The organism is Acidobacteriota bacterium, from assembly GCA_035529075.1.
GTDB lineage: Bacteria > Zixibacteria > MSB-5A5 > GN15 > FEB-12 > DATKXK01.
The window spans coordinates 165,685-178,732 of record DATKXK010000015.1 but is presented as its reverse complement, the minus strand read 5'-3'; the positions used below and the strand labels follow the sequence as shown (position 1 = coordinate 178,732).

Below are 13,048 nucleotides of genomic sequence, written 5' to 3'. Positions count from 1 at the left end.
CCTACCATTTCATCATGCTGAAGCGATCGATGTTGACGGTGCCCCGGTTCCTGTACAGGGTGACGATCAGGGCCAGGCCGACCGCCGCCTCGGCCGCCGCGATGGTCAGCACGAGAAAGACGAACGCGTGGCCGTCCATGACGTTGAGCGCCCGCGAGAAGGCGATAAGAGCCAGGTTGGCGGCGTTCAGCATCAACTCGACCGACATGAACAGGATAATCATATTCCGGGAAATCAGCACGCCGACGGTGCCGATCCCGAACAGGACCACGGCCAGAATCAAGTACGCTGATATAGGTACCATTCTATTCTACCCCACCACTGGATTCATTCTCACCACGACCTTGCCGCTCTCCCGTGGCCGGCCGGTCCGCCCCGGTCTCCCGCCTGGCCAGCACCACGGCGCCGACGATGGCCGCCAGCAGGAGCACGCCGGTCAGTTCGAAGGGATACAGGTATCGCGTAAACAGGAGCTTTGAAACGGCCGCAACCTCGCCGAAGTTGTCCGCCGCCATCGACAGAACGCCCGTCATACTGCCCCGGTAGAAGACACCCTTGATGACAAAGACAAGCTCGATAATCAGCAGGATGGAAACGAGATACGTGCTGTACCTGCTGAGTCCGCGCGACGGCTCGCCGAGGTCCTCACCCCCGCGCAGGTTAAGGAGCATGATCACGAACAAAAAGAGCACAAGAATCGCACCGGCGTACACGAGAATCAGCACCGCGCCGATAAACAGGGCGCCGAGCTGCACATAGCAGACGACCTGCGCCACCAGCGAGACAATAAGATAAAGCACCGAGGCCACCGCATTGCGCTGACTGATCATCATGGTAGCGCCAAAGACGGCCACCACGGCCGAAATGAAGAATATTACGGTATCAGCGTTCATAGGCTCGATTCCGGCACCCCGTATGCCCGGCGCACCCGACGGATGATCCGCTTGAACGGGTTGTCCTTCCTGGGATGCGGGACCAGCATCTGTTCCTTGGTATATATGAACGAATCCCTGTTGTTATCAGAGAACTCATACTCCTGACCGAGAAAAATCGCCTCCTCGGGGCAGGCTTCCTCGCAGAATCCGCAAAAGATGCACCTGAGGAGATTTATTTCGTAGATGCGGGCCCGGCGCTCGCCCTTCTCGTTCTCTTCCGGCTCCATATAGATGGCATCGGCCGGGCACGCCGCGGCGCACAAACCGCAGCACACGCACCGCTCGGTGCCGTCATCGTAGCGCTCGAGGTAATGCCTGCCGCGATAGCGCGGGGACATCGGCACTTTCTTGCGGGGATAGTCAAGCGTCACCGGCTTCTTGAAATAGTGCTTCCCGGTAACCCAGAACGCCTGGGGCATCTTCCAGAAGACGTTGACGACAGCTGTGAGCACCTTTTTCATATCAGCAGTTTTCTTTCCCCATCACAGCAACACGATCAGGCCGGTGATCATCGTGTTCAAGATAGCCAGCGGGAACAACACCAGCCAGCCGAAACGCATCAACTGGTCGTACCGGAAGCGCGGGAACGTGGCGCGCAGCCAGATATAGCAGAACATGAACACGAACACCTTGACCAAGAACCAAATCACCGGCGGGATGAACGACAGGAAGGCCGGTCCGTGCCATCCGCCGAAAAACAACGTCGTCGCCACACACGCCACGCCGAGCATATTCGCATACTCGCCGATGAAGAAGAGCGCGAAGCGCAGGGACGAGTATTCTGTGTTGTACCCGCCCACCAGCTCCGACTCAGCCTCGGGAAGGTCGAAGGGAGTTCGATTCGTTTCGGCGATGGCGCACGTAATATACAGGAGAAACCCGAACGGCTGTTTCCAGACAAACCAGTTTTCGAAGAACCAGACCGACTGGCTGTCCTGCTGTGCCACCAACTCGGTCATGGACAGGGTGTTGGCAATCAGAATGACGCCGACTATGGACAGGCCGTAGCTGATTTCGTACGATATCATCTGCGCCGACGCGCGCAGCCCGCCGAGCAGAGAATACTTGGAGGCGGAAGACCACCCGGCCAGAATCAGGCCGTACACGCCCAGCGACGTTATCGCAAAGACCCAGAGAATGCCGATGTTCAGGTCGGAAATCACGCCCTTGAACTCGTAGCCGAAAACCGTGAAATCAGGAGAGAACGGGATTACCGCAAAAGTCAGCAGGGCCGGAATAAAGGCCACGATCGGCGCCAGCGCATAGATGGATCGCTCCACGGTGTCGGGGACCAGGTCCTCCTTGAACATGAGCTTCAGTCCGTCGGCGATCGGCTGAAGGAGCCCGTACGGGCCGGTCCACAGCGGGCCGTAGCGCTGCTGCATGTGGGCGAGCACCTTGCGCTCCAGCCAGGTAGCCCAGGCGCAGCCGGCCAGGACGGCCACGATCACGACCGTCACCTGGATGGAAGATGTGACTATAATCTCCAACATAGCCGCTAACTGACCACCTTGCTGATTTTGACCATATCGAGACGCCGCTTCCGCATCAGCAGCGACGTCACCGGCGTAGAAGAGAAGTTGCGCGGAATAAACACGACGTCGTTCTCGATACAGTCGGAAATCCGAGCCGGCACGATGATCTTGCCGACCTTCGATTCCACGCGAACGGAATCGCCGTCGTTGATCCCGTACTCCGCCGCGAGATCCGCGGAAAGCTCAATATACGCCTCGCCGACGAAGTCTACAAGGGCACCGGCCTTCTCCGTTCGATGCCCGCAGTGATGCGGATCATCGCCGATGACCAGCGGTATGGGATACTCGCTGTCATCTTCATCCCTGCTTCCCGCGGCCTTCACGTACGAGGCCGGCCAGGGCAGCGTGGAATCCGTCGCCAGGAGTCGTTCGATTTCTTCGTCCCTGGCCCCGGCTGACTCAAACAGCCTGGCCCCGAGCTTTTCGGCGATCATTTCGACAATCTCGTACCCCGGCTTCGATTCATACAGGGGCGTGATCGCCTGGTGCGCCACCTGCACCCTGCCCTCAAGGTTCACATAGCGCCCGGTATACTCGGCCCAGCTGCTCAGAGGCAGCGCGACATCGGCCAGGGTCGTCGTCTCGGTCTCAAAGAGGTCACATACGACCAGAAAGTCGAGCTTCTCGAGGCTCTCACGGGTGAACTCGCGGTCAGGGTAAAGCATGATGGGGTTGGCTCCCATGATGACCAGCCCGTCGATCTCCTCCTTGCGCATGTTGACCATCATGCTGTCGGTGTTGCACGGCTCGGCATCCGGCCATCCCGACCAGATGGCTTTCAGTTGATCCTTCACCGGCGCGGGCGGGTCCGGTGACACACCCAGTTGCGCCGCACCCATGGAGTTGGCATATCGGGCCAGCACCGCAATTTGTCCCTTACCCTCCAGGCCGAACACTCGGTTGAGGTTGCACAGGGCGGCGGCGATGGCTTGACGGTCTTTCGATCTGCTGACGATCTCGCCGGCGATAAACGTAACCTTCGAGGCTGCGGCCATGGCCCGGGCCACCGCTTTGACGTCCGCCGGGTCCACCCCGCACACCCGGGCGGCGTCGGCAGCCGCCTGGAAACCGGCGGCCTGTCTCAACTGATCGAGGTCCGCCGCCGGGACCAGATTTTCCTCGACCGCGGCCAGGCACAGAGCGCTGACCAGGGCTTCGTCGGTCCCCAACCTGTACACCAGCTCACGTTCAGCGACATCCGACGCCTTGACCGAATACGGATTCAGCACGAAGACGCGGGCCTGGTGGAAATTGTATGCTTTCCGGATTCGCAGGTATTCGTTCGGATGTTCCTTCAGCAGATCCGTGCCCAGCGTCACGATGACGTCCGAATCGTCAATGTCAGCGATTCTGAACGGCCGCGACGCCAGTATCGAGTAATCGTCGTCCGATCCTTTCGGCAGCATGCGGTAATCTATGCGATAATCGATGTTGTGGGAGCCGAGCGTGCGCCGGATCAGCTTGGAGAAGCTGTACAGGGTGGCGTTGTCCATAAGAGGGTCGGCCAGGCCGCCGATGCAGACGCATCCTTTCTGATCGCGTATCTCGCTCAGGCGTTTCCCGATCAGAGCCATGGCCTCGTCCCAGGAAGCCTGCACCTGGGTGCCCTCTTTCCTGATCAGGGGCGTTCTCAGCCGATCCTCGGAATGCACGATCTGGTAACCGTACCGGGTCACGTCGCCAAGCCAGCCGTCATCAATATCATCGTTGCCGCGTCCGGTTACCCGGAAGATGCGGTTCTGGTGACTTTCCTTGAAAATCGTGGTATTCGAGCCGGAGCTCATATAGGGACAGATCGAGGACACCGTTTGTGTCAGCCACACGCGGATCTTGTACCGCCAGTCCTTGTTGGTCAGGGCGCCGACGGGGCAGATTTCCACCAGGTTGCCGGAGAACGGGTTGTCCACCTGCTGCCCGGGCGCGGCGTTGATCTCGGTGATATTGCCGCGCTCGTAGGCCCCGAGGTCGTACTCGCCGAACGCTTCCTTGTTGGCGCGAACGCACTTGTAGCAGAGAATGCACCGATTGCGGTTGAGAATCACCTGGGGACCGATCTGGACGTCATCAAAGGTGCTTTCCCCCTCCTCAGGGATGAAACGGTACTTCTGGAAGGCAAACCTGCTGTCGTCGAAGCCGTGGGCAAAGGTCAGATCCTGAAGGTCGCACTCACCGCCCTTGTCGCAGGTGGGGCAGTCCAGGGGGTGGTTCAGCAGGATGAACTCGAGCACCGCCCGCCGCCCCCTCTTGACGAGATCCGAGTCGGTGTGCACCACCATGGACTCCATGACCTCGGTGGCGCACGAAACCTGCAGCTTGGGCATCCGCTCGACCTCGACGTAGCACATCCGGCAGGCGCCGACCGACTTGAGTTTGGGGTGCCAGCAAAACGTAGGGATGTCTATACCCATATCCCGGGCCGCTTGAAGGATAGTCGTCCCTTTGCGGACGGTGACAGCACGGCCGTCGATTGTCAGCGTGACGGTGTCCACCGCCGGTGCATCTTTCTTTGCCGCTTTGGACAAGTCAGGCACTCCCTAAAAACCGAAATCCGATCTTACCATGCATTGTTTGTTCTTGATATGGTAGTCCCATTCATCGCAGTACAGCCTGATGGCCGACTGTATGGGCATCACGGCCGCGTCACCGAGCGGACAGATCGTGCGGCCAAGGATATTGCTGCACACATCATCGATTGTTTCGATGTCACCGGGACTCCCCGAGCCGTCCTCGATGCGGCGGATAATCTGTTCCAGCCACCCGGTCCCCTCGCGGCAGGGGGTGCACTTGCCGCACGACTCGTGCCTGAAGAAATGGATCAACTTGAGCATGACCCAGACGATACAGGTTTGTTCATGGAACACGATGACGGCGCCTGAGCCGAGCATGGAGCCGGCTGCCGTCAGCGCCTCGTAGTCAAGGCCGACGTCGATCATGTCCTCGGTCAGCAGCGGCGTCGACGCCCCGCCCGGGATAACGCCCTTGAGCTTCCTGTCGCCGAGAATCCCGCCGCCGTATTCCGGATCATAGATGAGCTTTTTCAGATTGAAACCCAGCTCGACCTCGTAATTCCCGGGCTGTTTGACGTGACCGGTCAGGCTGAAGATCTTTGTGCCGGTGGATTTCTCCGTGCCGAGGGAGCGGTACCAGCCGGCCCCGTGATTGATCACGTGGGGCACGCTGGCCAGCGTCTCGACGTTGTTAACGATGGTCGGGCATCCGTACAGGCCTTCGACGGCCGGGAACGGCGGACGGATGCGGGACAGACCCTTCTCCCCTTCGAGAGAATTCAGCAGCGCCGTCTCCTCGCCGCAAATGTACGCCCCTCCACCGGTGTGGACGATCATGTCGAGATCGTACCCCGTGCCGTAAATGTTCTTGCCGAGGTGGCCCCGGGCGTACGCCTCCTGCAGGGCCGCCTCTACCCGCTCGATACAGTGGTTGAACTCGCCCCGGATGTAGCAGAACATCAGGTGGCTGCCGATGGCGTAAGCGGCAATGGCCATACCCTCGATCACGGCATGCGGGTCGCGCTCCAGGATGACCCGGTCTTTGCACGTTCCGGGTTCCGACTCGTCGGCGTTGCAGATCACGTATCGGGGCTTGGGGGAGTTCTTCGGCACAAATCCCCATTTCATCCCGGCCGGAAACCCGGCCCCGCCGCGACCGCGCAGCCCGGACTGTTTGACCTCTTCGATAACCTGCTCGGCGGTCATCGAGGTGAGAGCCTTTTTCCATGCCTGCCAGCCCCCGTGGGCCTCGTATGTCTCGAGCTTGAACTGGCCCGGATCCTCGACGTGCCTGAACAGATGCAACTTGTCACTGCCGGCCACGGAAGCGGCGTTGGTTCTGACGGGCGAGTAGAACGTCACGTCCTGGCCTCCGTCTCCCCTTTCGCGCGCAACTCATCGATGATCTGATCGACCTTCTCGCGGGTCAGGTTTTCATGGTAATCCTGGTTTATCTGCATCATCGGGGCCGTCGCGCACGAACCGAGACACTCCACGGAAATGAGCGTGAAGAGCTTGTCGCTCGTCGTCTCACCCTTCTTGATGCCGAGTTTCTCTTCGAGGTACGCAACCAGGCTGTCGGCTCCGAGAAGGGCGCACGATATGTTATGACACACCTGGATCAGGTATCGGCCGGTCGGCCTCTTGGGAAACATGGTGTAAAAGGTCGCCGCCTCGGCGATTTCCACTTCCGGGACGTTGATGGCCCGCGAGATCTCCCGGTAGATTTCGTCACTGACAAAGCCGACCTGGCGGCAGGCTATTGTCAACGCCGGCAGTATGGCGGACTTGCGGTGCGGGTACGCCGACGCCTTTCCCCTGATGCGCGCGATTGACTCTTCAGTCAGAATCACCGGTCAACCTCTCCCAGGATGATGTCAATCGATCCAATGGCGCAAACCACGTCCGAGAGCAGCCGTCCTTCGACGAGCGCCGGCAGCGAGGCCAGATTAACGAATGAGGGCGGCCGCACTCTTACCCGGTTGGGCTTGTTCGAGCCGTCGGACGAGATATAAAAACCTATCTCACCCTTGGGCGACTCGATGGCCTGGTACACGGCGCCGGGGGGCGCCTTGAAACCGTCGGTGATGATCTTAAAGTGATAGATCATTGCTTCCATTTTGTGCAGCACGTCTTCCTTGGGCGGCAGCACGACGCCGGGGACGTGCGCCCGGTACGGGCCCTCGGGCATACCGTCAAGCGCCTGCTGCATGATCCTCATGGATTGCCGCATCTCCTCGAGGCGCAGCTTGTACCGGTCGTAGGCGTCACCGTGCCGGCCGGTCGGGATCTCGAAGTCGAAGTTCTCATACCCGCTGTACGGGTTGTCCTTGCGGAGGTCGTGTTTGACGCCGCTGCCGCGCAACATGGGGCCGGAAAGCGAGTAGTTAATGGCATCCTCGGCCGAAATCACCGCCACACCCCTCGTCCGGTTTATGAAAATCTCGTTGAAGGTGAGGAGCTTCTCGTAATCCTCCAGCTTGTCCGGCAGCACCTTTATGATCTTCCTGACCTTCCGGTCGAAATCCGCGGGCAGATCGTGGGCCAGGCCGCCGATACGGATGTAGCTGGTCATCATCCGCTGCCCGCCGCACGCCTCGTAGACATCCACCACCATCTCCCGCTCCCGGAAGGCATAGAGAACCATGGAGACTGCGCCGAGATCCATCGCGTGCGTCCCTACCCACACCAGGTGCGAGTTGATTCGGGTCAGTTCGGCCAGGATGACGCGCGCCCATTTGACCTTTTCGGGCACCTCGATGTCCATCAGCTTTTCAACGGCCAGGCAGTAGCCCAGGTTGTTCGACATCGGCGCCAGATAATCCATGCGGTCGGTAGCGGGAATCGCCTTGTGGTACAGCTTGGATTCCATCGTCTTTTCAATGCCCGTGTGCAGGTAACCGATGACGGGTCTGGCCCTGATCACCGTCTCACCCTCCACCTCGAGCTCAACTCGCAAAACTCCGTGCGTCGAGGGATGCTGCGGCCCCATGTTGATGGTCAGGGTTCTCTTGTCCATTACCTGATCACCTCGGGCGGCTCGTCTTTGTTCCAGGTGAACTGCGGCTGTTCCCAGGTCAGGGGGAAATCACGCCTGAGGGGGTGCCCCTCCAGTTCATCGGCCGTCAGAATCTTGGTGAGGTCGGGGTGCCCGACGAAGACAATGCCCATCATATCCCAGACCTCTCTCTCCAGCCAGTTGGCCCCGTTGAAGAGACTGGTAAGGCTTTGAATCCGGGGCTCGTCTCCGGGCAGAAAGGCCTTGAGAAAGAAGCGGTACTTGTGTTTCAGGGAATACAGGTTATACACGACCTCGAAGCGGCCGTTCTTGTCCTCCTCGTGGCCGATCCAGTCGACCGAGGTGATATCGGCAAGATACCTGACGTCAAGCTCGTCGTCCTGGTACAGCGCCTCGCATATGTCCATGAGTGCCTGGGGCCTGATATGGAATGAGTGGTCACCCCTGAAGGTTTCCTCGCGGAGGATCGCCTCGGCAAAACGGCTCTGCAGGAATTCCCTGATTCGGTCTTTCATCCCGGAAGTCTTGTTCAAAAATTCACAAAAGCCGATACAATCTGTCAGGGCGACCGAAGGCTGCGGTCATCAGCCCGTCTTGCGCCCCCACTCTTCCCGACGGTCCTTGACAGACTCCGTTTTCAGTTTTTCTTGCAGTTTCAGGATGCCGTCCATCAGTTGCTCGGGACGCGGAGGGCAGCCCGGGACGTAGATATCGACCGGGATAATGCGATCCACGCCTTGAAGGATGGCGTAATTATTGAACACCCCGCCACAGGAGGCGCAGGCGCCCATGGCGAGGACCCATTTGGGGTTCGCCATCTGCTCATAGAGGGTCTTGACTACCGGCGCCATTTTCACCGAGACCCGCCCGGCCACTATCATCAGGTCGGCCTGTCGCGGGGACGGCCGCATCACCTCCATGCCCCAGCGCGCCAGATCATAGTGGGCCATGAACGTAGACATCATTTCGATGGCGCAACAGGCCAGGCCGAAGCCCAGCGGCCACATCGAGCGCTTGTGAGCCCAGTTAACCATTTTGTCGAGCGTGGTAAGAATGATGGAATCGGGGATTCTCTCTTCTATTCCCATTTCAGTGCTCCCCGCCCGACTTCATAGATGTAACCCACAAGGATGACGACGACAAAGATGAGAATAGCCACGAACCCGAACATACCGAGATCACGCGCCACGACCGCCCAGGGCAGCAGGAATATCACCTCGATGTCAAAGAGAATGAAGGAGATGGCGATCAGGAAGAACTTGATGGGCACCGGGCCCTTGGTGGTGCCCACGGGGTCTACTCCGCACTCGTACGCCTGGCCTTTCTTTCCCAGCCGACTCCGTCGCCCTAGAAGGACCGATATAGCGGCCATGGCCAGGGCCAGGAACGAGGCCAGAAACACCAGGAAAAGTATAGGGTAAAACGTTTCAAACATTTCGTTTTGCAAGTATGGCCGGCCCACGTCCGGCACATCAGTGCCTACTTTAGCTGTTGTAGGATGCAAAGTCAACAGATTTCTGGAAATAATGCCCGTTAGCACACAACGCAAGCACAACGGAGACAAGTGCTTAGTAAGGACGTGATCGCCTCGCCCTCAGGATGCCGCGCGCCTGCGTAAACGTCGGCACAACCACACCTGAACCGGGCCCGCCACCGAGCCGGAACGATTCGAAGTGACTTTCTCAGCGGATGCGCACGCGGCAGGAGGCAAAAAAAGAATCCGACCCGGTGACCCGTTCGATCATCGCATCGTCGAAGCGACCGTACGCCGTTGAGCGGCCGTAGATGTCTATCTCTGAACGTGCCCGATTGATTTTCATCCAGCCGCCGCCGAGCAGCCGGACCTCCGGATCGAAAACCTCCATCACGTCCGGCCTTTTCATCCAGACCGCCGCAATCCCCCGCTCGGTACAAAAGCGGTCGACGAGATCGGCATGGTAGGCGAATCTCTTAACGGAACCGAACACGAGATGCACCAGACCGGATACCGACAGGAGCATGAACTTGCAGACAACCTGCTTGTGACCGGCATCTTTTTCGGTCGAGGACGCGGCCGTGTCGGAGAAGTCGATAACTACGAGACCGCTCATTCTAGAACAACTCCCTCACAGCCCTACCCGGATGTGATTAGAGAGGATCCAGCTCCGTTTACCTTTCCAGGCTTCCACCCGGTAGATGCCGGGCATCTTAACGGCATACTCTACCGTGTCTGAGACGGTCTGAAGCACTGTTTCGCCGTTGGCCACCAGTTTAACGGTAGCGACGGAGGGAAGCCGGACAGTAAGACGGGTGTTGTCGGCCGACGTGAGGCGACCGCCACAGATGGCGTATTCCTTGTCGTTCCGTGCGGAAAACCGGAAATCGTCGGCCACACCCCAGCGCATGTTGGAGCAGAACACGCGGCAATTACGCAGGGCGTCATATAGCTGGCGCCGGGCCGTGACAAAGTCGCGCGACATCGGCTCGGGCAGGATGATGTGCGTCCTGAGGCAGCGAAAATGAACCTTGTAGGGGAAAATAGTCACGGTCAGCGGGCCGACTTTCACCGGAAACGCATGAGCGTCCACGCCGACCACTCCGACCAGCTTTCCTGCCCGGCTGACGTCATCCCAGATCTTCAGTACCTTCGCGGTCGGGCCGACCATCGATTTTCTCGGCGAGAAAGCCATGGCGAGCTTGTTCCAGGGGCGCAGCTTCTCCATCCACTCCGACATCTGGTTCCACAACTCTATACCGTCGTATCCGCGCACGGACCAGTCAATCCACGGATACGGGGGGTGCTTGCCCTCGCGGGGACGAGTCTCGTCGGGGTGCGCGATAATCCCCAGCGCTCCATCGGCCGACCCGGCGGCAACGTACTCGGCAACGCTCATCGTTCCCGGGTAGACGTCGGGAGAGCCGAATATCATGTAGTGGTGCCTGTCCTCAGGATCGTTGTGCTCGTAGCCTATAACGACAAGGGTTTTGCCGTAGACTCCTTCCCCGCCGGCGCGCCGGTTGGTCAGTCCCATGTGATCGGCGAACATCATGAAGTCAAGGTCCGCCTCGCGGCCGATCGCAATTACTTCTTCAAGTGACTTGGTGCCGTCCGACTCGGTCGTATGAATGTGAATGGCCCCCGAATAGTGGAAGTAATCGCCGACTTTTCTACCCATCGGCAACTCCCGGTGAAGACGGCACTTTCCTGAATATGACCAACCCGACAATCATGACGACCACCAGACTCAGCACACCCAGCTTGTAAGCAAAGGCCCGAGCGTCACCGGGCCCGACTCCGAACGCGTCTGCAATTATACGCCCGCCGACCCGACCGGGCTGACAGAAGTAGACGACGGTCGTCCAGACGAGCGGGCCCACCACGGCGGCGGCCCTGCCCGAAAGCGCGAAAAGGCCGAAAAACCGGCCAAGGTCGCGGCGCGGAACCAGCTCAGCCAGCAGCGGCCGGGTGGTGGTCCACAGGCCGCCGAGAAGCACTCCCATGATCGACCCCAGAACCCAGATGACGGCGCGGCTGTCGGTGACCACAAACAGCACCAGGGTGCCGATCCACCCCCAGATGATCACGGTGAGCAGCACTTTCAACGACCAGATCCTGGCCAGCCAGCCGATCATGAACGAGCCGACGACGGCGCTCACCGTTGAAATCACCAGGAAACTCGTGATCTGGCTCTCGGCAAGACCGATCACGATGGAGCAGTAAATACCGATGTTGAGGATCACGGTCATCACCGCATCCTCAAAGAAGTAGTCGGCGATGAGAAATCGAAGCACACCCGGATACTTTCCGGTCTGGCGAACGCCCTCCCAGACGGCACGGTAGGCGGCGCCCAGGCGGGCAGGCTCAGAACTGATCGCCGGTGCCTCCCGAACCCAGAGAAAAAGCGGCAGGGCGAAAAGGAGAAACAGCACCGCCGACGGCAGAAAAGCGCCGGGTTTGCCGCTGCCTTCGAGAAACCATATTTCCCAGCCGAACAGGCTGCCGGTCACAAAGGGCAGCACCATGATCATTCCGAGAATGGAGCCAACGTATCCGAAGGCGACCCCGATTCCGGAGACGAAACGCGCCTGAACCCCGTCTGCAACCGAGTAGAGCAGCGCGTTGTAAAACGGCTGCCCGGCCTCGTAGCTGAAGTTGGCGATGACGAACAGCAGAAGGCCCAGGGCTATCATCCCGGGCGGAACCAGCGGCAGGAGACCGACCGCAAGGCAGCAGGTAAGCGTAAAGAGGAACAGGAACAGTTTCTTCTTGGTGGCGCGGTCGGACATGGCCCCCAGCGCCGGAAGCAGGAAAGCCGCCAGGAGCATGGAAAGCGCAAAGGGGATGTCGAAATAGCGATCATCCAGAGCCAGGTCCTCGACGATATACCGTTTCAGGTAGAGGGAGACAATGTTCATGGAGTAGATGGTGTTGGCGAAGTCGTACAGGGACCAGCCGATAACGTCCCGGCGCCACACCGACGGGTCCGCCGGGCGCGAGGCCGCCGAGAGGCTCACAGGCCCAGCTCGCCCCGAATGGATAACATGCCGTCGCGCACCAACAGAAGAAACTCCTGAAGCTCCAAGCCGAGGTTCGAGCAGGCCGCCATGTTCTCCCGCTCGGCCCCGGCGGCGAACCGTTTTTCAGCGAAGCGACGCATCATAAAACCGGCGTCGAAAGCATCAAGCTTCTTGCCCGGATGCATCAGCGCGCAGGCCACCAGGAAACCCGTGCTGGGGTCCACCGAGTACAGCGCCCAGTCCAAGTGATTCCTGCACGGTGCGTGCCCGGGATGGGCGTTGATGGCGTAGAGCATTTCTTCCGGAAGGTCATACGGTGTCAGCCACTCGCGAGTCAGATAGGTATGCCGTGCTTCATCGTCCTTGGTTTCGTTGTAGTCAAGGTCATGCACCAGGCCGGTCAGACCCCAGTACTCGGGATCCTGTCCAAGGTGCTCGGCCAGGCGGCGCATCCCGGCCTCAACCGCCAGGATGTGCTTAAGGAGATTATTGCGGCCGATCTTCTGCTCGACCAGCCGGTAGGCCTCTTCACGAGTGAGCTTGAGTTCCATGCTG

14 protein-coding genes and 1 pseudogene are annotated in these 13,048 nt (G+C 59.6%); all 15 read right to left on the bottom strand.

The annotated features are described in order from the left end of the window. Position 1: 1 nt before the first annotated feature. Positions 2 to 304, bottom strand: coding sequence for an NADH-quinone oxidoreductase subunit NuoK (gene nuoK / locus VMY05_10485; GenBank protein ID HUV31501.1), 303 nt, complete (start codon positions 302 to 304; stop codon positions 2 to 4). Position 305: 1 nt separating this feature from the next. After that, positions 306 to 893: an NADH-quinone oxidoreductase subunit J gene (locus VMY05_10480; GenBank protein ID HUV31500.1), complete on the bottom strand. Its 588-nt coding sequence runs from the start codon at positions 891 to 893 to the stop codon at positions 306 to 308. Beyond that, the gene (gene nuoI / locus VMY05_10475; GenBank protein HUV31499.1) at positions 890 to 1,396 is read right to left on the bottom strand and encodes an NADH-quinone oxidoreductase subunit NuoI; all 507 of its coding nucleotides are present in this window, start codon (positions 1,394 to 1,396) and stop codon (positions 890 to 892) included. The genes VMY05_10480 and nuoI overlap by 4 nt, the downstream gene beginning before the upstream one ends. A 21-nt stretch (positions 1,397 to 1,417) precedes the next feature. Further along, positions 1,418 to 2,428 (bottom strand): NADH-quinone oxidoreductase subunit NuoH, encoded by a 1,011-nt coding sequence (gene nuoH, locus VMY05_10470; protein ID HUV31498.1) that lies wholly within the window; start codon positions 2,426 to 2,428, stop codon positions 1,418 to 1,420. Positions 2,429 to 2,433: 5 nt separating this feature from the next. After that, positions 2,434 to 4,992: an NADH-quinone oxidoreductase subunit NuoG gene (gene nuoG / locus VMY05_10465; GenBank protein ID HUV31497.1), complete on the bottom strand. Its 2,559-nt coding sequence runs from the start codon at positions 4,990 to 4,992 to the stop codon at positions 2,434 to 2,436. Between the two features lie 12 nt (positions 4,993 to 5,004). Further along, positions 5,005 to 6,339, bottom strand: a complete 1,335-nt coding sequence (nuoF, locus tag VMY05_10460) for an NADH-quinone oxidoreductase subunit NuoF (GenBank protein HUV31496.1) — start codon at positions 6,337 to 6,339, stop codon at positions 5,005 to 5,007. Then, entirely contained in the window at positions 6,336 to 6,830 is a 495-nt protein-coding gene (gene nuoE, locus VMY05_10455) for an NADH-quinone oxidoreductase subunit NuoE (GenBank protein ID HUV31495.1), read from the bottom strand. The genes nuoF and nuoE overlap by 4 nt, the downstream gene beginning before the upstream one ends. Continuing rightward, the gene (nuoD, locus tag VMY05_10450; GenBank protein ID HUV31494.1) at positions 6,827 to 7,996 is read right to left on the bottom strand and encodes an NADH dehydrogenase (quinone) subunit D; all 1,170 of its coding nucleotides are present in this window, start codon (positions 7,994 to 7,996) and stop codon (positions 6,827 to 6,829) included. Before nuoD ends, nuoE begins: the two co-directional genes overlap by 4 nt. After that, positions 7,996 to 8,511, bottom strand: a complete 516-nt coding sequence (locus tag VMY05_10445) for an NADH-quinone oxidoreductase subunit C (protein ID HUV31493.1) — start codon at positions 8,509 to 8,511, stop codon at positions 7,996 to 7,998. The genes nuoD and VMY05_10445 overlap by 1 nt, the downstream gene beginning before the upstream one ends. Positions 8,512 to 8,634: 123 nt before the next feature. Beyond that, positions 8,635 to 9,084: pseudogene (locus VMY05_10440) on the bottom strand (NADH-quinone oxidoreductase subunit B family protein). Beyond that, the gene (locus VMY05_10435; protein HUV31492.1) at positions 9,075 to 9,431 is read right to left on the bottom strand and encodes an NADH-quinone oxidoreductase subunit A; all 357 of its coding nucleotides are present in this window, start codon (positions 9,429 to 9,431) and stop codon (positions 9,075 to 9,077) included. Before VMY05_10435 ends, VMY05_10440 begins: the two are co-directional and overlap by 10 nt. Before the next feature lie 247 nt (positions 9,432 to 9,678). Further along, complete coding sequence (locus VMY05_10430) at positions 9,679 to 10,086, bottom strand: hypothetical protein (protein HUV31491.1); 408 nt, start codon at positions 10,084 to 10,086, stop codon at positions 9,679 to 9,681. 15 nt (positions 10,087 to 10,101) lie between these two features. Continuing rightward, positions 10,102 to 11,151 carry a histidinol-phosphatase gene (locus VMY05_10425; GenBank protein HUV31490.1) on the bottom strand — a complete coding sequence of 350 codons (1,050 nt, stop codon included), beginning with the start codon at positions 11,149 to 11,151 and terminating at the stop codon, positions 10,102 to 10,104. Continuing rightward, a complete protein-coding gene (locus VMY05_10420) occupies positions 11,144 to 12,490 on the bottom strand; it encodes an MFS transporter (protein HUV31489.1) in 1,347 nt (448 codons plus the stop codon). The genes VMY05_10425 and VMY05_10420 overlap by 8 nt, the downstream gene beginning before the upstream one ends. Next, positions 12,487 to 13,044 (bottom strand): HDIG domain-containing protein, encoded by a 558-nt coding sequence (locus VMY05_10415; GenBank protein HUV31488.1) that lies wholly within the window; start codon positions 13,042 to 13,044, stop codon positions 12,487 to 12,489. The genes VMY05_10420 and VMY05_10415 overlap by 4 nt, the downstream gene beginning before the upstream one ends. Between the last annotated feature and the right edge of the window lie 4 nt (positions 13,045 to 13,048).